Below are 26,260 nucleotides of genomic sequence, written 5' to 3' on the forward strand. Positions count from 1 at the left end.
TCTAATACAGCGCGGCTATTCACTATGCTATGAACCATAGTGCAAAGCCAATCTCAATATTCTCTGTTCGTGCCATGGTATCAATGAGCCAGTCGTATTACACTAATCACCAGCAGATTAAAGCATAAATAATACCGTCAATAGGAAGATAAATGACCTTGAAAGTTGCACCAAGTAGCAAACTATTACGCATAATTTTGATTGATAGCTACTTTAAGGGGAGAAGGGTTGAGGTTGACGTTAGTGGTCATACTAATCTCAGTGGCACCAATGCAGCGGGCAAAACGACCTTTTTAAAATTGGTCAGAATATTCTTTGCTGATGCCCCCGGCGATGTCGTTAAAGTACGGGGTAAAATCAGAGAGTCTTTTGTAAACTATTACCTCCCTAGACTGACCAGTTATATTGTTTTTGAATATCAAACGCACTCAGGCATTAAGCAAGCCGTGTGTTTTAGTAAGAACGAAAGTATAAACTACCTATTTGTAGATAAGCCGTTTGAACTTGCCGATTACACTGCGGAGCCTTCGCCAGATGGCACACTAAATTTAATTCCCTGTACAAACATCTATCGCCACTTCCGTTTAAAGCAGGTGCCTGTTAAAGCAGTATCTTCGCCATCACATTATCAAAAAATTATTCTTGGTACGGCAGTATTTAGTGACAAGGATCTGACCGAAGCAAAGCATAGGTTTTCTCTTGCCGCACCGGGGAAAAATTTATCAATGCTCAATACCGTGGTGGGTGCTGCATTAGAGCGCAACACGGACTTTAAACGTATTAAAGAACTGCTATCGTCCATTATGCTCAATGGCGGTAAAAATGAACTTGAGTTTACTATGGACGTAGCGAGTCTATCTATCTGGAAAACCGATTATAACGCGCTTAGGACTTATGATGATTTAGCCAGTAGCGTATTACCTAAATTATCCAAATCTCTTTATACGGCAGAAAATTCTGAAGCCATCTTGGCTGAGTATAAGCACAACTTGTTAGCTTATACTGAACAATTCGATTATTCAGTTAAAGCGCTAACGCTTGAGCTTGCGGCATTAAATACGGAAAACTCGACTGCAAACTTAAAAACTTCAGATGAAAAAAGCAGCTTAGCCGATCAAATTAGTGACAATAATCGCATCGTTGACGGTGCCAAAAGACAAATAGAGACCATTGAAGCTGAAAAGATTTCCTGGGAAGAAAAAGATGTTGGCAGCTTAAAAAGTGACTATGCCAATATTGATCTTTATCAAGCACAACTTGACAATGCCAGTGTTGAAAAAGCAAATTTACTGGACGAAGCTCAAAACATTACCGCGAAATTCGACAAACTTAAAGCTAAACGACAAGCACAGTTTTATAACTTAAAAGATCAACTGAGTAGCCAGCTTAGCGTCGCCAATGCTGAATATAGCGAGATTACAGTAAAACAAAACAGGGTAATGAGCGAAGCGGGATATGATCTAAAAACCGCCATCTCAGAGAATGAAAATCAATTACAGCAACTTTCTGCCGATTATGAAAATAAACTCAGCCATTGTCATTTTAAATTACAAAGTGTTGACGTCAGTAAGGAAGCAAGGGCACAACTTAATTTAGCACAACAGGAATTGCAACGGGCAAACGAAGCGCTTAACGCAGACTCAAGGCAAGCAATCGATTTTGAGCGTCAAGCACAAAATAGTGCGATACAAACGGATAAAATACTCAGCGAAATGGCCGATACAGCCAACACAATAAAAACTCAGGTATCAGCAAAAAATGACTTAGAGCGCTTACTCAATCCGCAAAAAAATTCGCTGCATGAGTTCTTGGTGAACAATGTTGATGACTGGTCTGAAAGTATAGGTAAGTTTCTTGCACCAGCGGTATTAGCGTCAACCGATCTTAACCCTGATTTTAGCGCTGAAGGCTCAAAAAATGACTTCAAAGGCTTAACGCTAGATTGGGACCGTGTTTATAATGATTTTGCCAAAACAAGTGACACTATTAGCGCCGAAATTGAACAAATTGACCAGCATATTTTGCAATTAAATGAGACAAAAGAAAAACTGTCAGGCAAAGTTAAAGCCATTGCCAACGAGCAAAGTGCGCTGCAACAAGACCTTATTAAGATTAAAGCTAAAATAGCGTTAAAGCAGCAATTACTTGAATCTATTAATGCCAATATCAATCAGCTCAACATTGAACAAAAAAATGCCATTGAACAAGCCAAGTTAGTTTTAGAGACTGAAGCTAAAGCACTTAACAATGCCTTGAGTAAACTGGGTCGAGAAAATAAAGAAAAGCTAAGTCAGATTAATCAACAGCACTTAGACCGTATTCGAAGTTTACAAGAACAACATATGGGGCAAAATGTTGAGCTAGAAGGTTATATCAAACAAACAGAAGACAAAAAAAGCCAAAACACTGCTGAATATAGCTTAGCGATCAGCCGCTTAGCCGCGGATGAAAAAAATCAATTAAATGATAAAAACATTGATACTGAATCGCTAAACAAACTTGATAATGAAATAGTCACGTTAGAAAAACAACTTAGCCGACTGAAAAATGCTCCAGGGATTATTAGTAGTTATAACGCCTTTATGAGCAACAGCTATAGCCAACTTGACAGCCTTAATGATAAATCGTTTAAGGCTTCGCAAGGGGTAACAAACCTGACTCAATCACTTACTGAACTTACTGACATGATTAAAGCCCGTAAAGCCGCTTTTATCATCAACCGTGACGCGATTACGGTTAAGCTGTCAAAGGTTAGCCAACAGCACGAAATGGCCTTACGCTTAACCAACCGATTAGGCGAATTTGAGCAAGCTTTTGACACGGCACAAACCCATTCATTTGAAACAATTTGCGGTGAATTAGACAACATATTAAAAAGTCATCGTAAGGCATTAAAAAGCATTAAAGGTTATGCCGAACAAGTTATCTCCCAAATGAATATCCACTTGAATAGTGCGATAAAAAAATCCATTGATATGAAAAGTAATGCCTTGGAGATAGATCCTAATCTCAGGCTTATTTCAGATTATATTGTTAAAGAGTTACCCTTAGTTATTAATGAAGTACGTGATTTAATTATCGAGAATGCGGCACTACGGGGTATGGAATTATCTGGTTTTTATGATCAGCTCAAACGTTATGAATCTGATATTAATGCTTTTAGTTTAAGAGTTAATAGCTACTTAGAGAAAAAAACTGTTTTTAGCGCCTTAGGTAAAATATCAATTAACCTGACACCTTTACTCGAATCTCACGAAGTATTCTCGGCCTTAAAATCATTTAAAAAAACCTATGAAGCTTGGAGCAAAGACAATCAACAAAGCCTACCTCCTGAAAGTTATGGCGTGGCTATGTCAGAAGTTTTGACGAAATTTACCCATAACAAACTGGTAGAGAGGCACTCTAATTTATACGATATTTCTTTTGAAGCTGTGGTTAATAATGAAAGAAAAATCGCGCGTTCAGGTAATGATTTAAAAGACATCTCTTCTAATGGCATGAGTTACTTAATTCTGCTGGCGTTTACCACTTCATTAGGCTCTATGATCAAAGGAACACAAGATGTTGATATTTTATATGGCGTTGATGAATTAGGTGAAATCTCAGTTGAAAACGTCGACTCACTATTCGCGATGTTTGATAAAGAAAAAGATACCATTTTTACCGCTATTCCTAATGCAGATAATAACTTCATGGGGGTTTATCACAAACGCTATTTTATTAATAAACCGAAAAATAGGTTTGAACAAATCACCGCTAACGATGATCCTTTGCTTAAAGCAATAAGTGCCGCACAAACCAGTGCAGTAGGTACCCCATCATGATTTTTGATGAAGTGTTCACCAACACAGTAGAGTCACTTTTAGCCGGTAAATTCATTTGCCCTATAACCTGTGCTACAAGTTACGACTTTCTAAACTCAGATATCAACAGAGAGCGTGTACAGACCTACTTATATCAAACCGGCAAAACATTATCTCATATCGACCACGAATTTTATTATGCCTCCTACGAGTCTATGACCCCGGATAGAAGGCGAGCGTCAAGAGCGGTATTTAAGCAAACTCAGCAAGAAATAAGGCCAGTAGTTGAGTTTCTAAGCTTAATGATGCGCGTGAGTAATGACGAACGTTCACTCTATACCGGTGATGAAATTCACCTAGCTCAAATTGTCAGTAAAATTGAAAACGATAAATCACTGTTAAAATCATTAGACCGGATCATTATCCAGATAAAAGGTCAGTTAAAAGGCAGTGTTTTTGATAAAACCAAACAATTGATTAATAGCCTAGTTAAAACTGAAATTTTAAAGCAAATTGAACCCAAGATAGATATCTATCTTTGTACGGGTAAGCTTGCCTACTACATTAACTTGATGGAATTTATTATGACTTATCAAGCTGAGAAATTTGATGACATCGACTTAGATGAGCCAGCACAGGATGATTTGATATAATGTCGGGTGCCATGAAAAAAATGTTTCGTATGCTAGCAAAACATGCGTCAACCATTGACACCATTATAACCGAGGGAGTACTTCCGCCTACTGAAGAAGCACTGAAAGGTTTTGATGAACTTCACAATTACAATCTGGCTTTTGAAACCGCATCAGGCAGTATAAGACTCAGCAGTGCTTTTCAAAATTTTTTAGAAAATGCGCTTAAAACAGAAAGAACACTGGCTATTAATCTGGATGTGGGGGGCTATTGGCGCAGTATTTTATTTAATATAAATCAATTAAACCACTCAAATACCCTTGGCGCTTACAGTGACAGCGATATGTATAAAAGACTGGTCATTGACTCTATCTATCAATTACTCGATGGTATAAACAACAACATACAACAATTAAGAAACCGTATTGAAAATCAATTTGGTTATGTGCATTCAATATCAGCAAAGCGTAAAGAAAATGAGCAAGCCATTGCAGAAGCAAGAACCCTTAGACAAGCGTTAAATATTATTGATGAAGCAGAACTCTTGGAAAGGCCTATAACCGATTTACGACTGCGTTCCATTATCAATAACGACTTATTTGGTGGTAAACAAAGTGCGATTAAAGAACTCATTAATGCACTGACACTGATGCAAGCCTTGTTGATTGGCTTTAGAAAATTGGAAGGTAGAGGTAAACTTGTTAGGCAATTTAAACAATACTTCGACACAAAAACCGATCATGACTTTAGTGATCTTATCAGTGTTGAAGACATTAGCATGCCGCCAAACATCACCAACTTAGTTAAAGCAATGAACATCGATGTTTATCCTGACGAGTCGAGTTTATTAACCCGCAATGATTTAATCGATCTGGCACAATCGCTTAACTTAGAGGAAGGTGAACGCTTTAAAAAAGAAAGGGACAATAATTCTTCTCTTGATATGACACAAGACAATGTTGAAAAAGCAGTTGAAACACCCATAGGCGCAAAGTGGCTAGAAGATATACTGTTAGCGTTAATCAAAACACCAGGCGATAAAATCCTAGTGAATAACATTTACCAACAACTACAACCTGAATGTAAACCGCAATTATTTTTAGATGCTATCTATACTGAAATTTTAAGATTACCCGCGGAAAAAAGTAAGTTTTTCATCTTTAAACCCCTAGGTAACTATTCAAAATCATTTAACGGTAACTTTGATATAAAAGATATTTCAATACACTTCAATCATTAACAAAATAAGGCTTCAACATGCTTGTCGCCTTATTTACCAACACTGTCAAAAATGAAAAGAAACGACTTCACTCAAAAATATATTACTTTGAAAAAGGCAATGAATTTAAAGCTGTAATTGGCTTTGCTTCGCTACCTATTATAACCAACAACTTTAGTCCGCTTAACGCCGCGTTATCGATACCAAACCTAATCCGAAGTGTTAAGTCTCTTTAAAAGCTAATGTCTCAAATGTGCCTTCCTGACATTCCAGCTAAAAATCTTGCCCTATATTTTCTAATGAATTAACTACTAGCGTAAACGCTGTAATACCCTTTTATATGGGAGTTAATATGATTTTTCGAGGTGTGTTACTAAGACGTCTTATTAACACACGACTTATTGTAACAAAAACTAAATAAAGTCACTTAACTGCCTGAATTTAATGTATTTTATTTATTTTTTTGTTCAGATTATATTACTGAGAGGTCTTAGTAACACGCCTTAATATACATGTGATTTAGCATTACCAGATTCTAATGCTTTGAAAGTATGAGATATTAATGTTAATTTAATGTTATTTATGATGTGTGTGTTACTAAGACGTATACATTATAAGCTGTTAGGTTTTTAAAGGAGTAAGACTTTTGAATTCAATTAGGAAGATTCTATTAATTAGTTTGTTTTTACCATTTGCTGCTTTCGCAGATGGTAAAATTGGGATTGCCGCAGGCGTGTCTGTTGATGGATTCTTTAGTCCTGAAATAACCGAGTTTAAAATTGATAAAGTTCACCCTGGATCCCCAGCAGAAAAAGCTGGAGTTAAAGTTGGTCAATTAGTTATTGAACTTGATGGTTGCAAAATCCCGGGCTGCCCAGCGGATAAAGCTAAAAAACTAATGGATAAAGAAATAGGTGAAATATTACCATTGCTAGTTAAAAACTTAGATGGCAGTAAAGTTTTGCTAAAAATCCATGTAGGTGAGTAAAAACCTATAAGAAATTAAACAGGGACAAAAAAAAGTTGGCTTTTGCTCCTTCGTCGCTAATTTTAGCCAACAATTTTTTGCCCGTTAATTGTGTCTAAAGCGCTAGTCGTATACTGAGAAGTTGATGTTCCAAAAAATATTATCATTATTTTTAGTTTTGTTTTCATTAAATATTGCTTATGCCAAAAGCGATATTCATATTGAAACCCAAATCAAAAAGACTATCGAAAATGAAAATATTGTAGGATTATCTTGGTCAACAATTTCAAATGGACATGTTGAGGTTGGTAGTGCGGGCTATGCAAATATTTCAAAGTTTGAACCTATGAAGCCTGCGCAAAAAATGCATGTAGGCTCTGTTACCAAATCGGTTCTGGCAATGGGCGTTCTTCATTTAATATTTGAAGAGAGACTCTCGTTAGACAGTAATGTTGAATCATTACTGTCGGAATTAAGTTTCGACAACGCTTGGAACGATCGTTCACCTATCAAGGTCAAAAACTTACTCGATCATACTTCTGGATTAGACAACATTCGGATGTGGCAATTATTAAGCACTAAACCTTTGCCAAATACACCATTAGAAGAAGCTTTTGAGTCAAGCCAATACAATCTATTAAATATTAGAACAGAACCAGGCACACAATACTCATATTCCAATATGGGGTATACCTTGCTTGCGATGGTTATAGAAGCTGTCACCAACGAGCGTTACGAATATTTTCTCGATGTTAACCTTTTAACTCCTTTAGAAATGCATGATAGTAGCTTTGAGTTCATCAGCCAACGAGGTCAGTTCGCAGATCCATTATTGGCGATGGGCTATTATGAAAATAATGTTGCTCAAGCTGCTGTGCCTAGTTATTTAAGGCCAGCTGGACAATTCACAACAACAGCTCCTGATATGGCTAAGTTTATGATGTTTGTGTTGAGTGATGGCAAAGTGAATGGTGAAGGCTTTGTGCACCCTGAACATATGGATATGCTTACAGAGCCTTTAGGCACTGAAGCACATATAGCTGGCCTGAATATTGGACATGGGTTAGCGTTTGCTAAGAGAGATCGGCATAACGTGCTTGGTATGTGTCATCCCGGCACAACATTTGGATTTAGAGCCTATATTTGCCTTTTTCCTGATGAGAACAAGGGATTTTTTTATGCTACTAACACTGATAATGAAACTACTGACTATGAAAAGTTTAATAAATTATTTATCAATAGGTTAAGTCTAACACCAGCGAAAATTACAGAGCCTATGGGAAAAGGAGTTGAGCTATCAAGGTTGCAAGGCATTTACTTGCCATCGCCAAATAATATGGCTGAATTTGAATTTATTGATATGCTTTTCAATTTTATTTGGTTAGAACAATCAAACGATCATCTTCTAATTAAGTCATTGCAAAATGCTGATAGGCGATTGATTCAAATTGACGAAAGCTTATTTCGAGATGTTAACAGAACACAAGCTTCTCATGTTGTTTATTCTAATGATAAAAGTCGATTGTTTATTAGTGATGGGCTTAAAACGTTTCAAAAAGATTCTGGTATAACGCTAGTGCTTTATTGGGTAAGTTTAATTTTTGGTCTAATTGGACTGATTTATATCTTTTTAGTAGGATTAATTAGAATTGCTAAACGCGATAAAGATGGCTTAGGACGCATTAAATTGGTGTTTATAAACCTTTTACTATTTAGCTTACCCATATACCTCTATGTTAATCAATCCTTTCTAAAGTTTGGTGATATTACTGCGGCAAGCATTTGCTTGGCTTTTTTATCAGGGCTTTTGCCAATAACACTTTTATTTTCTTTATGGATTTCTTTAAGAGGAAAGATGCAAAGTAAGTTAATAAAATTGGATATTGCATCGATCATGATGTCTATACAATTTTGTTTAGTATTGGCTGCTTGGGGGCAGATACCCACTATATTTTGGCAATAAATTGTAGCGCTTTAACAAGCAAATCAACAAGGACTAAAAACAGCGTGCTGTTCGCTCCGCTCCATTTTAGCCTGTTATTTTGTCTATGTGTATGGCCACACGGGCTTTAATCTCAACATGGATGTAAACAAATGATAAAATTATATTTTGCGTTATCAGTTTTGATAGGAACTTCTTCTAATGGGTTATTCAGAAATTTATTTTTCGCTTTCAATAGCGGAAAAGTTTCAAGTACTGTAACTACCAAATTCGAACTATATTTAAACTTGTTATATATTTTGGCTTTTATTTTATCAGTAATAATTTTTAAACAGATCGCAAAATATTACGATTTAAATATTAAAAACAAAAAATGTATAGTTTTACCATTGGGTGTTGTTATTTTTTACTCTAATTTGATTCTAAAAATAGTGGCAATAACTCCCCTGATAAAAACACACAGGACACCCGCCGCTCACCAACCTACGCGGCAGTTAACGAGGCGTTAGGTTAATTGACGCAGTTGGTGACCTCTGTTATATTTCTCCAGTCACTGCTTTGTGGTGGCACAGCTATCACAGCTGGAGGAGAATCCAACTCAAAGTGCTAACAAATCCTTCAAATTTAATACATTTGTTTTGTCTGTTATAAAAGGATTCACGGGCAAGGAGAAACATATGTATATTTTACAAAATAAATCCCAGCTTAACTCTTTCGTCAATTCTATTCGTGATCAATCATTAGAATCGTTTAGGTTCTCACCCAAGCCAACAAAGCTCAAAGAGCTAATCTCACGTTGTTTAAGTTTTAATACTTATGCCAGTGTAATTTCAAAACTACCAATTGATATGGAAGAATTTGATTATACTTTCCCAAAACTTTTATCTGATGCTTTAATTGCACAACCTTATGGTTTAAGAGTCGATTATTTAATTATGAAAACTATTTACGATAATGCTATTGAAAATTGTGCATATTGGGACGATGAGCGAGCACTTATGTCACTCCATATGGCGGCTGATGGAATGTAATTAACCTAATAAGAAAATAAACTAGGACACGTAACAGTTGGCTATGTTTCGCTATTCGCTACACAATTTTAGCCAACTATTTTTGTCCGATTAAGTGGGCGTTGGTAAATAATTAAACTTGGCAAAATAAAATGAAAAATTGGCAAATATCTACATCTAAAACAGTTAAAGAAAAAATTACAAATGCTATGAAAAATGAAGTTAGTAAAATTGCATGTGATTTAATCGATAAAACTTTAAAGCCTAAACACATAAAACCAGAGCTAAATAACCCAAGTTTCAATAAACTTGTAGATATATTTATTAAATGGCGGGGAAGCTCACTGTATTTTTATGCTAAATATAAAAGCTGTGGGGAAGATGCTATTTCACCAATTTTTGAAACAAAATTTGCGAGGTTAGTATATGCGGGGGAGGATAAGTTTAACCTCTCTTATATGCGGCACAATGAGCAATGGCTTAATTTACATTCGAATTTTACTGGGCTGGAATGTTGCAATGCTATTGAATACGAACCATATTTCGTAGTGTAATTTGCTTATAAGCTGTTAAAACAGGACAAAATTTAGTTGGCTGTAGAATAACTAATTAAGCCAAAATCACTAAATTCTTTTGTTCCTGTATCACGCTGTAGACGATTTACTCGATATAGGTAATGCATTTTTTACCCCGATTTTTAGGGGTAATTCATAATAAACGAGTTATTCTACAAGCTCGTTATGTGTATCTCTAGAAGGGAGTTCTAAATGTTAGAATTGAGACCTAATTGTGAGTATTGTGATTTTGATTTACCACCTGAATCGAATGAAGCTGTTATTTGCACATTTGAATGCACATTTTGCGTTAAGTGTGCTGAAAAAATATTAAAGAGTATATGCCCAAACTGCTCAGGTAACTTGGTTCAACGACCCATCCGACCTTTAGCGGCATTGAAAAAAAATCCTGCATCAACTAAACGAGTATTAAAGGAGAAGAGGCATGTTTAAATCTCGAAATATAGAGGGTAAAATTGATTGGTTAGATGAAACTGGTATTAAAATTTATACTATTTCTGCCTGTAATAGTTTAGTCGACCAATCTAAATATTTATATCGACTCAATGAAATTAAAGCAGCACGTAATATCAACTGGATTAATACTCCAGCTTTCGTCATTTTTCATGATGGTTCCGGTTGTGATTATTTGGTTTTAGTCTGGTGGGAAAATGATAATGAATTATTCACATCCGTATCAGTTAAAGTTGATGATGAATGGGTAGAAGACGCCAGTAAATATTCGTTCTGCTTGTATGATCTAGAGGTGTTTTGGACTGAGCGCAATATTTATATAACAACAATTGATTGTGAACTACCATCACTAAAAAAATATCAGGTTTCGCGTTAAGTACACATAACATGCTGTTAAATAAAAATAAGCTGGCTGTTTTTGTCCCGCTTGATATTTTAGCCAATTAAATTTTGCCTCTTAACTGGGCGTTGAGGCTGTAGAATAACTAATTCAGCCAAAATCACTAAATTTTTGTGTTCCTGTATCGCGCTTTAGACGATTTATTCGATATAGGTAATGCATTTTTTACCCCGATTTTTAGGGGAAATTCATAATAAACGAGTTATTCTACAAGCTCGTTATGTGAATAATTCGAGCAGTAGGAGTGATGTCGATGGATATCGTTAGTTTTATGGATGTTGAAGAGACGGAGAATGACTTAATTATTTCCTTTGCTCTCGATATTGGAGAAGGTTATATAAAGACGCTTCTCTTGCACAGGACATTGTTTTGTGAATTTATTATGCCTGAAGAAGAGCGCGGTACAAAAGTTAGTCTTGAAGACCTAGATATAGCTGAAGAGCATATGAATACTCTCGAGTGCGTTACATTTCACGAAAAAATCATAAAAATCAAAGCTCGGTTTAGCTCTCACGAAATAAACTTACGAAAGCTTCAACTAGAAGAAATAGATCAAATTAAAGAGTCTTTAACTCATCATAATTATGATGAGAGGTTTGAGATTAAATTCACATAAGCAATTCAACGTGACACGCAACACTTGGCCCGTTAATGTGGGCGTTATATGCCCGTAATAGCAAAGTCGATCGCTGCAATAATCTCATCTCTTAATGATACAACTGAGCCAACAGGGTTTTTGAGTAAATTTGCTGGCATTGATGAAATCTGTGGTGTGAGTAAAATGAATTGTTCATTTTCATATTCTATTGCTGGAGTTAAGCCATCCATCTTTTCATTTCTAAAATGATTAAGCTTCCCTAAAGGGATCACAATTCTCGTTGCGAGATCGCTAATTAATGCATTTTGGATATCAATTATATATGGATATGCTTCCCTGCTTTTTTTACTTGGGTTTATGTATACATCAAATTGTGCCATTAAAACTCTCTAAACTCGTCACCAAAACAGCCATTTTCATCTACAAAATCATTGTAGGCTTTTATAGCGTTTTTATTTTCTTTTACCCATCTTTTAGCTTCAATACTTTTCAATTTGTCTTTTAGTGCTTGCTCTAAAGTTGCAGATAAATTAATGTTAAGTGCTCTTGTTTTTTTTAGTAAGTCACTATTTAAGCTAAGGTTTGTTGCTTTTTTAGGGGCTTCAATATCGTATAATGCTTGCATAGTATGTCTCCAAGTAATCATTGCGTTTATTATGCGCACTCTAATGCGTATTGTAAAGGCCGTATAAGCCATTCAAGCAGGACAAATAACAGCTGGCTATTTGCTCCTTCGTCGCTTATTTTAGCCAACTATCATTTGCCTCTTAATGGGGCGTTGAGGCTGTAGAATAACTAATTCAGCCAAAATCACTAAATTTTTATGTTCCTGTATCACACTGTAGACAATTTATTCGATATAGGTAATGCATTTGGTACCCCGATTTTAGGGGGAATTCATAATAAACGAGTGATTCTACAAGCTCGTTATATGTGCAGGAAGTTTGAGTATTAAATTCATAATTGGTTACTTAAAAAAGGATTTTAAATTTAGGTTTTTCTTCTTACTAGCCTCTATTTCTATAGGGTTTTATTTGTATTTTAACTTATATGAAGATGGTGTTTTTATCAGAATAGATAATATCTATTCATTTAAAGCTGTTTATATCTTTATATTTAGTACAGTTTGTATTTTTATACCTTGGCACTTATTCAACAAAAAGTAGTGCAAAGTGCATATAACAAGCAAATAAACTAGGACTTAGGCTTTGGGATAAAGCCATGCTTAGCTTCAGCTGACAAAGGATTATATATCATGGATTGATGATGAATGGTTGCTAGGACTGACATCATTCATCTCCAAAGTTATTAAGTTATAACAAGATTAGTATAGGTACATCAAAATGTTTTTAGCTGGTAAGTCTGTAGGTAGTGGGTATGGTTGGTAAGTTGACTGTAAATAAAAAGCCCTCAATTGAGGGCTTTTTTAGTTTTATATGATACTAACTTAGAAAGCCGCGTTATTCGGCGTTCTTGGGAAAGGGATCACGTCACGCACGTTTTGCATGCCAGTTGCGTAAACGACCAAACGCTCAAAACCTAAACCAAAGCCTGAATGTGGCACTGTGCCGTAACGACGTAAATCACGATACCAGCTGTAATCTGCTGGATCTAAATTCATTTCCGCTAAGCGTTTGTCTAACACATCTAAACGTTCTTCACGTTGGCTACCACCAATGATTTCGCCAATACCGGGTGCTAAAATATCCATAGCCGCAACGGTTTTGCCATCGTCATTTAAACGCATGTAGAATGACTTAATATCTTTCGGATAGTTTTGTAACACTACCGGACCATTAAAATGCTCTTCAGCTAAATAACGTTCGTGCTCTGAGTTTAAATCAACGCCCCAAGCCACTTTGTTTTCAAACTTCTTACCACAGTTTTCCAAAATGGTAATCGCGTCAGTGTAATCTAAACGCACAAAGTCGTTGTTGATCACTGAGTTTAAACGCTCTACTACCGTTTTATCGACACGTTGTTCAAAGAAAGCCATATCGTCGGCGCGTTCATCAAGCACGGCTTGGAAAACATACTTCAACATTTCTTCAGCAAGATCAGCGGCATCAGAAAGATCAGCGAAAGCAATTTCGGGCTCTATCATCCAAAATTCAGCTAAATGACGAGTCGTATTTGAATTTTCAGCACGGAATGTTGGGCCAAAGGTATACACTTTAGACAGCGCACAACAATAAGTTTCAACATTTAGCTGACCTGAAACGGTTAGGAAAGTTTCTTTACCAAAAAAGTCTTGGTTGTAATCCACTTTGCCTTCATCATTTAACGGTAAGTTTTCCATATCAAGCGTACTAACACGGAACATTTCACCCGCGCCTTCACAGTCACTACCAGTAATTAATGGTGTGCTGATCCAAAAGTAACCTTTGCTATGTAAAAAACGATGTACTGCTTGTGCCAAGGTATTGCGCACACGTGCTACTGCGCCACCTATATTAGTACGTGGACGTAAATGTGCTTGTTCGCGTAAAAACTCGATACTATGGCGCTTTGCTGCCATTGGGTAGGTATCAGGGTCTTCAACAAGGCCTAATACTTCTACTTGTTCTGCTTGGAGCTCAAACGACTGACCTTTACCTGGAGATTCAACTAAAATACCGGTAACTTTTACTGCAGCACCTGTAGTAAGTTTTAATATATCAGTCTGATAATTATCCAAATTGCTCGGAGCAATTGCTTGAATAGCGTCAAAACATGAACCATCATGTACCGCTAAAAATGAAATACCTGCTTTTGAATCACGACGTGTGCGGATCCAACCATGGATAGTAATTGATTCATTAACAGGATATTTTCCTGCCAAGATATCAGTAATGGCAATGACTGACATTTACAAACCTCTTTTTTGTCAAAAATGTACTCAAATTTTAAGGGGTGCTATGTTACCTTGCTTGTAAGGTTTAACAAGTAAAAATTTTTAAATCGGGTCTTTATAAAAAAATAACGTGAAATTAGGGATGAAAAGCGGTATGAAGTATGAAATATCGGGCAAAGAGCGCAGGAATGCTGCTGATTTATGGACTTATGCGTTAAGAGTATTGGCTATTCTTGGTTGGAGCTTGTTTGTTTGCGCTATCATTGTTTCTTATTATGCGGCACCTGATGTCGACTATGGCATTTTGCGTTACCATAATATTGAAATTAGAAAAATTTGGCAGACACCACTGACCGGCTATTTATACATTGTTTTATTGCTAAGTGCCCTAAGTAGTTATTTTTGTTTAATCATTGATAATTACCGTAGCCGGCGTAAAAACGATGGTAAGTATTTTAATATTTTATTATTACTTGTGATTACCATCGCCTGGGTTAGCTTTATATTGGTACAACTTTATTAAGTCGCCAACCTTATTTTATAGCGCAGCGCTAACAAGGGGGTTAGTTGCGCTTAAAACACTTATCTTCATCTAATACGATACTAATGGCATTGATCAGTAAACTTAGTTGTGTTTTATCGCTAATAAATGGCGGCATAATATAGATAAGTTGTCCAAAAGGACGTATCCATACGCCCAACTCAACAAAGCGCTTTTGAATCTCGGCCATGTCAACATGCTCAGTGCTTTGAACTACCCCTATAGCGCCTAACACTCTTATATCCTGAACCCTGTGATGATTTTTTAAAGGCAATAGTTTTTGCTTAAAAACCTGTTCAATATTAGTTACTTGTTGTTGCCACTGATTACGTTTCAATATTTTAAGGTTGGCGTTAGCAAGGGCACAAGCCAGCGGGTTACCCATAAAGGTAGGTCCGTGCATAAAGCAGCCCGCTTCACCATGACTAATAGTATTAGCCACTTCATCAGTGCATAGGGTGGCTGCCAGTGTCATGTAGCCACCGGTGAGGGTTTTACCTAGACAGATAATATCAGGACTAATATCTGCCCATTCACAGGCAAATAATTTGCCAGTTCGGCCTAAGCCTGTGGCAATTTCATCAGCAATCATTAAAACATTATATTGATCACAAAGTTTGCGGCAGGCTTTTAAATAGTTAGGATGATATAAGCGCATGCCACCCGCACCTTGGACTATTGGCTCGATAATAAAGGCTGCTATTTGCTGATAATGTTGTGCAAACATGGCGGTTAACGCTTCAACGTCAGTAGCATTCCATGCTTGATCAAAGCGAGTTTTTGGCGCGGGAGCAAATAAATTCTTCATTAACACAGGTTCAAACAACTGGTGCATGCCATTAACAGGGTCGCATACCGACATAGCGGCAAAGGTATCACCGTGATAACCATTTCTTACGGTGAGTATTTTATGCTTTTCAGGCTTATTTTTACTGTGCCAATACTGTATCGACATTTTTAACGCCACTTCTACTGACACTGAACCACTGTCACTTAAAAACACTTTATTTAAGCCCTCAGGCGTCAGCTCAATGAGTGTTTTCGCAAGTTCAATCGCCGGTTCGTGGGTTAAACCACCAAACATCACATGGGCAAATTTTTCAGTCTGTTTTATTAAGGCCTCGTTTAATTCGGGGTGATTATAACCGTGCAATACAGACCACCACGATGACATACCATCAACAAGTTTCTCACCACTGGCCAAGGTAATATGAACACCTTCGGCAGATTCGACCAGATAAGAAGGTAATGGTTTCGACATAGAAGTATAAGGATGCCAAACGTGGTTTTTATCAAATTCAAGGTTTTCTGTTTGTTTAGTGTTCATATGTAAATGTTACTTCGTTAGCTTGGTTGACATATTTGAGTTGATGCATAGACTACCGATTAATATTAATAGATGCAATTGACAAACGAGTGAATAACTATGACACAGCAAACATCAGCGGTAAGTGAATCTAGCTCAAATACCAACGTTAATACCCCAGTTAATAATACCAACCAAGGTAGTAGTGAAGTACGCCATAACTGGCAAGCAGACCAAGTTAAAGCACTGTTTGACATGCCATTTAATGATTTGATGTTTAAAGCGCAAGTTATTCATCGCGAAAATTTTAATCCCAATGAAGTACAAGTGAGTACTTTGTTGTCGATTAAAACCGGCGCATGCCCAGAAGATTGTAAATATTGCTCTCAAAGTGCCCGTTATAAAACTGACATTGATAAAGAGCGCTTGATGGAAGTGAGTAAAGTGCTTGAAGCGGCACAAGCGGCGAAAGATCAAGGTTCAACACGTTTTTGTATGGGCGCTGGCTGGCGTAACCCAAAAGCAAGAGATATGCCTTCAGTGGTTGAAATGGTTAAAGGTGTAAAAGCACTGGGACTTGAAACCTGTATGACACTCGGCATGTTATCTGCTGAGCAAGCCGATGAGTTACAAGGTGCCGGCTTGGACTACTACAACCATAACTTAGATACCTCACCAGAGCATTATAATCAAATTATCACTACACGTACTTTTCAAGACAGGTTAGACACTTTATCTAATGTACGAAGTTCAGGCATGAAGGTCTGTAGTGGTGGCATAGTAGGTTTAGGCGAAGAAAGTAAAGACCGGGCGTCATTATTGGCACAATTAGCTAACCTTTCACCGCAACCTGAAAGTGTGCCGATTAATATGTTGGTAAAAATTGAAGGCACGCCGTTATCTGATGTTGCAGACCTAGATCATTTTGAATTTGTGCGCTGTATTGCGGTGGCACGCATCATGATGCCAAAAAGCCATGTACGTTTATCAGCAGGGCGCGACGCGATGAATGAACAAATGCAAGCCCTGTGCTTTTTAGCGGGCGCGAATTCAATATTCTACGGGTGTAAATTATTAACCACAGGTAATCCTGAAGCCAATAAAGATATGATGTTATTTAACCGCTTAGGTATTAATACTGAAACCATTGCCAGTTCAGCAGCAGACGAAGCAAAAATTACTACCGCTGTGGTTGATCAAAAAAATAGCGATCTATTTTATAACGCGGTTAATTAATATTTATGGCGTTTGATTTCTTAACTACAACTATTGCCGAGCAGAAACAGCGCGCACGTTATCGTGTGCGTCAGTGTGTTGCTGAGCAAAATGGCCGTTATGTTAAAATTGATCATAAAAGTTACTTAAACTTTTCATCAAATGACTATCTGGGTTTAAATCATCATCCAAAAATTAACCAAGCTTTGCAAGCCGGCGCCGAGCGGTTCGGTACTTGTGCGAGTGGCTCAAGTTTAATCACAGGTTACTCTTATGCCCATCAAGCACTAGAAAACGATATTTGTGATTGGCTTAATAAAGCTAAATGTTTGTTGTTTGCCAGTGGATTTACCGCTAATAACGCGCTTATGCACGCCTTGGGTCATAAAAGCTGCGAGCTGTATTTAGATAAACTCAGTCACGCGTCATTAATTGATGGTGCGTTATCAAGTGACGCTAAAGTAAAACGCTTTTTACATAACGATACTGAGCAACTACAAAGATTTTTAAGACAAGGTCAAGCTAAGGCTAATGATGACGGTAAAGAGTTAAACCAAGTTATTGTCTCAGAAGGGGTTTTTAGTATGGACGGCGATCAGGCTGACGTAACTCATTTAGCGAAAATAGCCCAACAACATAACGCTTTATTATATCTAGACGACGCACATAGTATGGGTGTTGTCGGTGATAAAGGCCAAGGTAGTAGCAGTATTGCAGCCCCTGATATTGTGATGGCAACCTTTGGTAAAAGTATTGCCACGAGCGGCGCTTTTGTGGCTTGTGATGAATTACTGGCTGATTACTTAGTTAACTTTTCTCGGCATTATATTTATTCCACCGCGATATCTCCGGCCTTAGCTTGGGCAACAAAAAAGAGTATTGAAATTATTCAAACGGAACATTGGCGTCGAGAAAAAATTGTTGAATTAAGTCAATTACTCGCCTCAAAATTAAGCCATAAGGTTCAACTTATTAAAAATTCTTCATCAATTCACGCCATCGTTATTGGTGATGAAGTTGCCACACTTGATGTTTGTCAAAAACTTCGAGATAAGGGCATTTGGCTCAGTGCTATTCGTCCTCCGACGGTTCCAAAAAATAGCTCGAGGTTACGCGTAACTGTAACCTCGAGTCATGAAATTAAAGATATCAATTACTTAGCTAATTGTATTAACGAGGTTATAGCATAATGTCTGAAAAGACTAACCGTTTTAAAATAGCGAGATCTTTTGGCTCGGCCACGACTTCTTATGATGTTTCAGCACGTTTACAACGTTATTGTGGCCAGCATTTAATGCCATGGTTACCTAATAGCCATGATATAACCGTCTTAGATTTGGGCGCAGGTACAGGTTTTTTTACTGAGCTGCTATCAAGTCGTTACCGACAAGTGATTGGTTTAGATGTATCAAAAAAAATGCTGCACTTTGCCAAAGATAATCGCAATAAGGGTATTCATTGGCTTGAAGCAGACGCTTATAAAATACCATTACAAGATAACAGCATTGATTTTGTCTATTCAAACCTAATGATCCAATGGTGTGATCCGCTAGACCCAGTATTAAATGAAATAATACGGGTGTTAAAACCTGGTGGTTCATTTGCTTTTAGCACGTTAGTTGACGGGACTTTATTTGAATTAAAGTCTGCTTGGGCGGACGTTGACAATGATCAACACGTAATTGATTTTAAAATAGAAAGTGAAATTATAGCGTTATTTGATGGCGCAGATCGAAAGCTATTGCACGCTAAGCAGCAGGATATTGTTTTAGCGTATGAAAATGTTTTACACTTAGCCCATGAGTTGAAAAGCCTTGGCGCTAATCATCTGCCTAAAAAGCAGGGCAAAGGACTTGCGGGTAAAGATAAATGGCAAAAAATGACCCAAAACTATCAAGAATTTTTGCAACCCAGTGGGATATATCCTGCTACTTATAAAGTTTTATCTGGGCTAGTGGTTAAATTAAAAGATTAAGCCTTGTCTCTGATCTTTTTGTCTTATTAAGCCTAAGAACCTGATAAACAGCCAATCATAAAACAATGATTGAATTTTAAGAGTGACCTATTATGTTAAAGTTATTTGTTACCGCCACCGACACAGACGCAGGTAAAACCTACGCAGCCCAAGCACTTGTAAATGCCTTAGTGGCCCATAATAAAAAAGTGGCGGTCTATAAACCGATTTCCGCGGGTTGCGAGCGAGTTAATCATCAGTTAGTTAATAACGATGCTTTGTTATTGTTAAAACAGTCTAATTGCCAACAAGTGATTTCACAGGTTAATCCGATTGCTTTTGAACTACCTATTGCACCACATATAGCTGCAGCTCAGATGCAACAAGCCATTAGCTTAATAGATATTCAACGTGGCTATGAAAAAATTACCGCATTAGCTGCTGATGTTGTTATTTGTGAAGGCGCGGGTGGCTGGCGTTTACCGCTAGGGCAAGGGCAATATTTATCAGCGTTCGTACAAGCAAGTTGTCAAGATGTTGTACTTGTGGTGAATATGAAACTAGGCTGCTTAAACCATGCGGTATTAACTTATCAGTCAATTGTAGCTGATGGCCTAAACTGTGTGGGCTGGATAGCAAACTGTCCAGAAAGCATGCCTTATTTAGCGGAAAATATTAGTGAGTTGACTACACTACTACCCATACCTAAATTGGCAGAGTTACCTTTTGAATTAGATATAACTAAAGCAGCGCAGCGAATAGATATTAGGTTATTAACCTCACTGATTTAACGTCTGTCTGTTCATTTTTATAAGTAGTAAACATTGGTTAACCCAGTAAGAAAATTTAATTTTTTATTGATGTTTTTGATTGTAGATAATTTTTGATATTAACTCACATTATAACCACCAACACCACAAAGTGGTCGGTTCTTGTTATTCAAGAACCGACCAAGCAAGGCACAAAATTACAGGTATTATTAACGACGATTTTTTTTAACCTATACTTTAATGCTCGTAACTTAATTATTGAGTTATAACTTTAGATGATAAAAAAGGAAAATATTAGATGAAATACACAATACTTATAATAATATCCTTGTTGTCTGTTAATTTTGCGGTATTAGCAGAGTCAAGCGAAACCAAAATCAATCGGGCCATGGCCGCTGCACCGCCGTCTATAAGTCAACAAGCGACTATCCTTGATTCAGACGGACAAGTTTTACAAAAAGGTACTAACGATTGGACTTGTATGCCTGACACTATGCCAGGAGATAAAGCACCTATGTGTAATGATGCCCTTTGGATGGAGATGATGAGTGCGGTTGGTTCTAAAGCTGATTTTAAGGCGAAAGGAATTGGCATTTCATACATGTTAAAAGGTGATATTGGTTCGGGAGTGAGTAATGCGACGCCGTATCATCCTGATCATAAGAAGGCTCATGATTATACAGAAACTGGTCCCCACTTAATGATCATTGTTCCCAAAGAAATGCTAAAAGGAATAACTCGAGATCCTCAATCAGGAGGACCATTTGTTATGTGGGGAGATACTCCATATGCTCATATTATGGTGCCGATAAAATAACTTGGTATTTAAAGCAACTCCATTCTGCCTGCTTGAAATAAAGAATTAAGCAGTATTTGGCAAATAACTATTCTAATACCAATTTGATAGCTAGTAGGTAAGTCATACCATATCTTTGACTTTCCTACTTTCCTACTTTCCTACTTTCCTACCGTTACAAGGGTATTTGATTTTATCAATTTTTCCGCATGAATTCTTGCAGGTGCTTTCACTTTTGCCCTTTCTTTTAGTGTAGTTAAACCTGCATCGATTACGGATTTAAGCAATCAACCAAATAGTGATATTATTAATATTAAGTCTGTGTCGCATTTTCGGACACTAATTGAAATCATATATTAAACATAACGTTGTATGTTATTAAAATAGCATAAGATTAAGTGATATAAACTTGAAATGAAGAGGATAAAAAATGTTATCGATTAAAAATTTAACCTGTCTAATTCTTTGCTTTACCTTAGTGGCGTGCGCGTCCATGGGGACAGGTAGTAAAATGGAAAAGCAGCAAGAGATACTTACCATGAAAGATAATGTCTTAACCCAGCTTTTTGCTAATAAACCCGATACTCGCGCACAAATAAACGCGGCTCCAGGTTACGCGGTATTTTCTAATGCCAATGTGAATTTGATACTGATCGCAGCAGGTACAGGTTATGGCGTCGTAAAAGATATGAACACAAGTAAATATATTTATATGAATATGGCTGAAGGAGGCGTTGGCTTAGGACTTGGTGTGAAGGACTACCGTATCGTAATGGTTTTTCATACCAATGAAGCAATGAACAACTTTGTTAATAAAGGTTGGACCTTTGGTGGTAATGCAGATGCCGCCGCAAAAGCAGGCAATAAGGGTGCATCAGTTGAAGGTGAAATATATTATGGTGACGTTACCGTATACACTTTCACCGAAAATGGTTTAGCACTACAAGCTACGATTAAAGGAACTAAGTTCTGGAAGGATAGTGAGCTAAATTAAAATTATTTAGTGCATTCGCCTAGTATATTTTTTGCCCCTGTAACAAAAACGGTTACAGGGTCATTTTTTTGAATACAAAGGGACCTTTGAATATGATTTTGCTTTATCTGTTATAAGTACCGGCAGTTAAAAATTTCCTTTAAAATCAATCTGCAAAGTAAAAACTGTCCGTACGTGCTAATAAGCAGAAAATTTACCTTGGATTAAAATTTAGTCATCAATAAATTCATTTTGTCATCTTATTTTTTGCCCCACGTAGCTGTCAAACCTACTAGGCTGGCATGGTCTGATTGATTCAACTACCTTAGTTAAGCAATCATTTATAATACTCTAATTAATCATTAAAATTTATTTGGACTTTGATAACCTAGGATAACCCAGATAAGAATGCAGTCAGTGGCTGTCGTGCTAGATTATTGTTTAACTCAGCACATCCTGCTGTGTTTGGTAACGTGTTTCATGGTTTTGCCAACGAAGGCGTTCCTGCTTTAAACTATTAAATAAAATTTCAGCAATGACATTATTCCAACATCAAATTTTTTACTTATTGCTATCCATAAACCCATGAGATTTGAGCAATCAACAATGTTTGTGGTTAACATATTACTCCCTCAGCTAAGTTAACTATCTGTGTTTCTTTGTCTTGTAGTTGCTAAATAGTCACTGTTAACGCATCAAAAAAATTGCACTTTCATTCTATATCCCATGACCTATGCTTCAGTCGACAACCGTAACTATAAAGAAAACTTAAGGGTTAATAAGAGAACCTTCATATTCAGGAATTTCGCTCGTGTTGGCAATCAGGATGTAATTGCGTCATGGGTTTTACCGTTACTTAGCCCTCATAAATTGGCCAAGAACATATAGCATACAAAGCTAAAACACCCATGTTGATACCAATGGAAAGAATTTTGGCAGCAATCACAAGTGAGTGAATTATTTTTCTTACTAGGAGCGGTTGATTAATTATTGCTTAGACTGATTGCATTGGAAAGAAGTGAGCATAAGTTTTTGGCAACGCTATACTGAAATTTAAACTTGGTTATGGTTAACAACCAATAAAAAAATTAAATAAGTTAATGGTGATTCAGCTGTAAGAGAAGTAACGCAATATCAGTTAAAAGCAACACCACTTAAAACAATAAACGAACTTTGACGTAGAAATAGTAAATTATCACAAAGTTTCAGGACTTTGATTATCTATTAATAACTACTGCTATTAATAGATAACAATGTAAGGAAAGAAGGAAGTAGTAAAGCTTTAATATTGTTCACTATCATTAATTGAATAATAACCTTAAGCAGACTCTAAATTTGGTGTGAAAAAATTTAATACTACAACAATGAAAAAAGGACGAACTCATGAAAACAGTAATTAAAGCAATAGTTATAGCAAGTGTATTGGCTTCACCGGTATTTGCCTATGATAATCATAAAGCTGAAATGAAAGATGAAGGTATGATGATGGGCAGCATGATGGGAATGATGAATCATGAGCAAATGATGAAAATGCATCAACATATGCAAGAGATGCAATCATTGATGGAAAAGATTAAAAAAGAAACGGATCCAAATAAACATCTAGAATTGATGGAGCAACATATGGAAATGATGAAACAGCACATGGAGATGATGCCAAAAGACATGCATATGATGAACGGCAAAGGTGACATGATGGGAGACAAAGGCGGCATGGCACAAATGAACAAGAGTAAAGAAATGAGTATGGAAAAACGTATGGGCATGATGGAAAACCACATGAACATGATGCAAATGATGATGGAGCAAATGATGAATCATAATGCAGAGGAAGATAAATCACATGAATACGATGATAATGATGATGGAAAATAGTGCAGAGGAGACAGGATCTAGGTAAACATAAACGTTAGTATACCTTCCTTTATTCATAGGAACTTGCTGATTTAGTGGTATAAATATCATTCTATAGCTTTATTTTTCAAGTTCCTAGCTGTCTCAAACACCTGAAGTTAGCCGCTTCGAGTGCTAAGAAATATAACCAATGCAAAATAATTTATAATCAGAGTATAACCATTAAAATTTACTTGAGCCTACCAAGTGAACACATACAAAACGTATTCAAATGTATGCTTCATTGCTTAGAGCATTATAAAAATGAACATGACAGGTATTGGATTACCTATATAGATATGAAAATCTATTGGCAACAGTGATTCAAGGTTTTGTCGATAAGTCTAGTGCTGGTTTGTTAAGAATTTAGTGCTTAGAATCTTTAGAAAGACAATATATTACGACAAATAACCACTGTGGCGACCGACTTGTAGTGGCCAAATTAATTATGCCACTACAGTGAACATCTCTGCTAGCTTGAACTTAGTAAGCTTTATTTGAAGATCACATATATGACATAAATCACTTATATCTAGTTTATAATTTATAATTTATAAAAGATAATCTAAGTTATCTTCAGTGGTGATAATAGTTTTTTTACCTGCCTTAAATAAAAACCCATTAGCTGCAGTTGCTGAGCCTTTTGTATCAGATAAGCCCGATACTAACTTAATGGTATTTTGCTTAATATCTAACGCGGTTCCTTCGACAATCGCAACAATGGGTGTAGTCGTGTTTAGCACCATAAATTCGGCTAAACGTTGTGCACGAGTTTCGCCATTATGACCCGGAGGGTTATAGTCGGTATAATGTGGATTCAGCTGAAAATCAACAAGTTGCAGAGCATTGAAACTTTCAGGTTCAATAATAGGCATATCATTTGTCGTGCGAATAGAAAGTCCCGCAATATTTGAACCTGCACTCCAGCCTATGTAAGGCGTGCCTTGTGCTACTTTGCTTTGAATGGCTTTAATTAACTTGTTTTGATATAACTGATGCAATAAATTAAAAGTATTGCCACCACCAACCGCTATTGCTGGCGCGGCATTAATTGCGCTGACGGGGTCAGCATACTGATGAATACCGGTTACTTTAATGCCTAGCTCAGTTAATGCATTTTGCACCATTGCCGTGTAGTCATCGTAATTGACTGTCACACCGGCATAAGGAATAAATAATAATTCATTAACACCCGTAAGCTTTGCCTTTATTAAAGCTAATGCATGTTGTAAGTAGGTTGTATCACCAACACGAGAGCTACTTAGTAGTAGTAAGTTTGCATTTTCAATAGTCAATTTTTTAGCCTTTTCAATTCATTAAGTGGTATCATGTCACTTGATTTATAAGGAGAATTTTAACCATCATTGGTTTTTATACTCAATATAACTCAGCCAGAACAACGACCTCAAACGTTAGTTTGAAGTCGTTTAATTGTGTTTAGTATTAGCTAACTCTGTTAAACATGCCATGGCAATAAAACCAGAGCGTGTTTTGTAATTTGAAGATTTAGCCACCCGATCATCAATTTTTTTTATTAATAGTTCAGGTAAGGTTACATTGATTTTATGGCTTTTCCCCATGTAGGGGACAATGTCAAAATCAAGCATGGCCCAAATAGGTGAGGCGGCAGTAGATAACAACATATGCTCTTCAATAGTTTTTGCCTGTGGCACTTTTTCACCGTATTCAACCAATATGTTTAAGTGTGAAATCATGGCGACATTTAATAATAAAAAGCCCTCGTCAATGGTTGCTGCTTTTACCTGACAACCCGGTAAATCCACAACTGAAAGCAGGTAATTTTTATCATCGTTATTGCGTAAAACCAAGACTGGATATTTCATAGCTTTGTCCTTTATCTTATCTTTACCAAGCATAACCCCAACACCTCCATCTGTAAATACTCAGATAACCCTTAGGGTTACCATTAACAAGCGAGTAGTAACCCTGATAACTCCTGTTAATCGAAAAAAGACAACCCCAATAACTCTATAATTTTACGGTGTGATTATTCACTTACCTTAATATTGTTTATCAACTGAGATGATTTTTTTATCATGGGTTTTTTCATTATGTTTTTAATAAAATCTGATATTTAAAAAGAAGATTATTTATAGGGTTATTGGGTGCAAGAATGTAGTGAAATAATTTCAGCAATAATGATTGATTTTACTGCTGAGTTGGTAGTACCGGCCTTTTATGACATTTTATATTTACTGTTACTAGTGAGTTTTGGCTTTAATTAGCACAGGGTAATATCATTATAAGATGATAAAAACTGACTAATAAAACTGACTAATAAAACTGACTAATAAAGTTGACGATTAAAAGAGCTATAAATGAGTTGGTTGATGGCTTTTGAACCAGAAAGTTATCCGA

General features: G+C 36.6%; 24 protein-coding genes and 1 pseudogene. 18 read left to right on the plus strand and 7 right to left on the minus strand.

Going from position 1 to position 26,260, the window contains the following annotated elements:
- Positions 1 to 152: 152 nt before the first annotated feature.
- The 10 genes from H4J61_RS03030 to H4J61_RS03075 all read left to right on the plus strand — a co-directional run bounded on the left by H4J61_RS03030 (position 153) and on the right by H4J61_RS03075 (position 11,618).
- The gene (locus H4J61_RS03030; protein ID WP_182183560.1) at positions 153 to 3,824 is read left to right on the plus strand and encodes an ATP-binding protein; all 3,672 of its coding nucleotides are present in this window, start codon (positions 153 to 155) and stop codon (positions 3,822 to 3,824) included.
- Positions 3,821 to 4,456, plus strand: a complete 636-nt coding sequence (locus tag H4J61_RS03035; protein WP_182183562.1) for a condensin complex protein MksE — start codon at positions 3,821 to 3,823, stop codon at positions 4,454 to 4,456. The genes H4J61_RS03030 and H4J61_RS03035 overlap by 4 nt, the downstream gene beginning before the upstream one ends.
- 11 nt (positions 4,457 to 4,467) lie before the next feature.
- Positions 4,468 to 5,676, plus strand: coding sequence for a hypothetical protein (locus tag H4J61_RS03040; protein ID WP_182183565.1), 1,209 nt, complete (start codon positions 4,468 to 4,470; stop codon positions 5,674 to 5,676).
- A 625-nt stretch (positions 5,677 to 6,301) separates the two neighbouring features.
- Positions 6,302 to 6,643, plus strand: a complete 342-nt coding sequence (locus tag H4J61_RS03045) for a PDZ domain-containing protein (protein ID WP_182183567.1) — start codon at positions 6,302 to 6,304, stop codon at positions 6,641 to 6,643.
- A gap of 124 nt (positions 6,644 to 6,767) precedes the next feature.
- Positions 6,768 to 8,585 (plus strand): serine hydrolase, encoded by a 1,818-nt coding sequence (locus tag H4J61_RS03050; RefSeq protein WP_182183570.1) that lies wholly within the window; start codon positions 6,768 to 6,770, stop codon positions 8,583 to 8,585.
- A 656-nt stretch (positions 8,586 to 9,241) separates the two neighbouring features.
- Positions 9,242 to 9,595 (plus strand): hypothetical protein, encoded by a 354-nt coding sequence (locus tag H4J61_RS03055; RefSeq protein ID WP_182183572.1) that lies wholly within the window; start codon positions 9,242 to 9,244, stop codon positions 9,593 to 9,595.
- A 131-nt stretch (positions 9,596 to 9,726) separates the two neighbouring features.
- Positions 9,727 to 10,128 carry a hypothetical protein gene (locus H4J61_RS03060; RefSeq protein WP_182183574.1) on the plus strand — a complete coding sequence of 134 codons (402 nt, stop codon included), beginning with the start codon at positions 9,727 to 9,729 and terminating at the stop codon, positions 10,126 to 10,128.
- 213 nt (positions 10,129 to 10,341) lie between these two features.
- The gene (locus tag H4J61_RS03065; RefSeq protein ID WP_182183576.1) at positions 10,342 to 10,581 is read left to right on the plus strand and encodes a DUF1272 domain-containing protein; all 240 of its coding nucleotides are present in this window, start codon (positions 10,342 to 10,344) and stop codon (positions 10,579 to 10,581) included.
- Complete coding sequence (locus H4J61_RS03070; RefSeq protein ID WP_182135722.1) at positions 10,574 to 10,978, plus strand: hypothetical protein; 405 nt, start codon at positions 10,574 to 10,576, stop codon at positions 10,976 to 10,978. Before H4J61_RS03065 ends, H4J61_RS03070 begins: the two co-directional genes overlap by 8 nt.
- A 277-nt stretch (positions 10,979 to 11,255) precedes the next feature.
- Positions 11,256 to 11,618 carry a hypothetical protein gene (locus H4J61_RS03075; RefSeq protein WP_182183578.1) on the plus strand — a complete coding sequence of 121 codons (363 nt, stop codon included), beginning with the start codon at positions 11,256 to 11,258 and terminating at the stop codon, positions 11,616 to 11,618.
- A gap of 44 nt (positions 11,619 to 11,662) precedes the next feature.
- Here the strand turns inward: H4J61_RS03075 and H4J61_RS03080 are convergent, their stop codons facing one another.
- The 3 genes from H4J61_RS03080 to asnS form a co-directional block, all read right to left on the minus strand.
- Entirely contained in the window at positions 11,663 to 11,980 is a 318-nt protein-coding gene (locus H4J61_RS03080) for a CcdB family protein (protein ID WP_182183581.1), read from the minus strand.
- The gene (locus H4J61_RS03085; protein WP_182135720.1) at positions 11,980 to 12,225 is read right to left on the minus strand and encodes a type II toxin-antitoxin system CcdA family antitoxin; all 246 of its coding nucleotides are present in this window, start codon (positions 12,223 to 12,225) and stop codon (positions 11,980 to 11,982) included. Before H4J61_RS03085 ends, H4J61_RS03080 begins: the two co-directional genes overlap by 1 nt.
- Before the next feature lie 822 nt (positions 12,226 to 13,047).
- Positions 13,048 to 14,448, minus strand: coding sequence for an asparagine--tRNA ligase (gene asnS / locus H4J61_RS03090; protein WP_182135719.1), 1,401 nt, complete (start codon positions 14,446 to 14,448; stop codon positions 13,048 to 13,050).
- Positions 14,449 to 14,587: 139 nt separating this feature from the next.
- Between asnS and H4J61_RS03095 the strand changes: the two genes are divergently transcribed.
- Complete coding sequence (locus H4J61_RS03095) at positions 14,588 to 14,956, plus strand: hypothetical protein (protein ID WP_259363072.1); 369 nt, start codon at positions 14,588 to 14,590, stop codon at positions 14,954 to 14,956.
- Between the two features lie 40 nt (positions 14,957 to 14,996).
- Here the strand turns inward: H4J61_RS03095 and bioA are convergent, their stop codons facing one another.
- The gene (bioA, locus tag H4J61_RS03100; RefSeq protein ID WP_182183583.1) at positions 14,997 to 16,301 is read right to left on the minus strand and encodes an adenosylmethionine--8-amino-7-oxononanoate transaminase; all 1,305 of its coding nucleotides are present in this window, start codon (positions 16,299 to 16,301) and stop codon (positions 14,997 to 14,999) included.
- A gap of 234 nt (positions 16,302 to 16,535) precedes the next feature.
- On the opposite strand from bioA, the gene bioB reads away from it, so the two are divergent.
- From bioB to H4J61_RS03130, 6 genes are all read left to right on the plus strand, one after another.
- Positions 16,536 to 17,516 carry a biotin synthase BioB gene (gene bioB, locus H4J61_RS03105; protein ID WP_404842470.1) on the plus strand — a complete coding sequence of 327 codons (981 nt, stop codon included), beginning with the start codon at positions 16,536 to 16,538 and terminating at the stop codon, positions 17,514 to 17,516.
- A 5-nt stretch (positions 17,517 to 17,521) separates the two neighbouring features.
- The gene (locus H4J61_RS03110; protein ID WP_182183588.1) at positions 17,522 to 18,685 is read left to right on the plus strand and encodes an 8-amino-7-oxononanoate synthase; all 1,164 of its coding nucleotides are present in this window, start codon (positions 17,522 to 17,524) and stop codon (positions 18,683 to 18,685) included.
- Positions 18,685 to 19,470: a malonyl-ACP O-methyltransferase BioC gene (bioC, locus tag H4J61_RS03115; protein ID WP_182183590.1), complete on the plus strand. Its 786-nt coding sequence runs from the start codon at positions 18,685 to 18,687 to the stop codon at positions 19,468 to 19,470. Before H4J61_RS03110 ends, bioC begins: the two co-directional genes overlap by 1 nt.
- 92 nt (positions 19,471 to 19,562) lie before the next feature.
- Entirely contained in the window at positions 19,563 to 20,240 is a 678-nt protein-coding gene (gene bioD, locus H4J61_RS03120; RefSeq protein ID WP_182183592.1) for a dethiobiotin synthase, read from the plus strand.
- 277 nt (positions 20,241 to 20,517) lie between these two features.
- A complete protein-coding gene (locus tag H4J61_RS03125; protein ID WP_182183594.1) occupies positions 20,518 to 21,036 on the plus strand; it encodes a hypothetical protein in 519 nt (172 codons plus the stop codon).
- Positions 21,037 to 21,445: 409 nt separating this feature from the next.
- Complete coding sequence (locus tag H4J61_RS03130; RefSeq protein ID WP_182183596.1) at positions 21,446 to 22,009, plus strand: YSC84-related protein; 564 nt, start codon at positions 21,446 to 21,448, stop codon at positions 22,007 to 22,009.
- 426 nt (positions 22,010 to 22,435) lie between these two features.
- On the opposite strand, the pseudogene H4J61_RS18125 reads toward H4J61_RS03130, so the two are convergent.
- Positions 22,436 to 22,588 (minus strand): annotated as a pseudogene (locus tag H4J61_RS18125) (IS3 family transposase); the annotation flags it as partial.
- An 822-nt stretch (positions 22,589 to 23,410) separates the two neighbouring features.
- Here H4J61_RS18125 and H4J61_RS03135 point away from each other — a divergent pair.
- Entirely contained in the window at positions 23,411 to 23,863 is a 453-nt protein-coding gene (locus H4J61_RS03135) for a YidC/Oxa1 family membrane protein insertase (protein WP_259363073.1), read from the plus strand.
- Positions 23,864 to 24,432: 569 nt separating this feature from the next.
- On the opposite strand, the gene pepE is transcribed toward H4J61_RS03135, so the two are convergent.
- Together pepE and H4J61_RS03145 are read right to left on the minus strand one after the other, a co-directional pair.
- Complete coding sequence (pepE, locus tag H4J61_RS03140; RefSeq protein ID WP_404852056.1) at positions 24,433 to 25,170, minus strand: dipeptidase PepE; 738 nt, start codon at positions 25,168 to 25,170, stop codon at positions 24,433 to 24,435.
- 138 nt (positions 25,171 to 25,308) lie between these two features.
- Positions 25,309 to 25,725: a type II toxin-antitoxin system HicB family antitoxin gene (locus H4J61_RS03145; RefSeq protein WP_182183603.1), complete on the minus strand. Its 417-nt coding sequence runs from the start codon at positions 25,723 to 25,725 to the stop codon at positions 25,309 to 25,311.
- Between the last annotated feature and the right edge of the window lie 535 nt (positions 25,726 to 26,260).

Source organism: Colwellia sp. MB3u-4, assembly GCF_014077065.1.
GTDB lineage: Bacteria > Pseudomonadota > Gammaproteobacteria > Enterobacterales > Alteromonadaceae > Cognaticolwellia.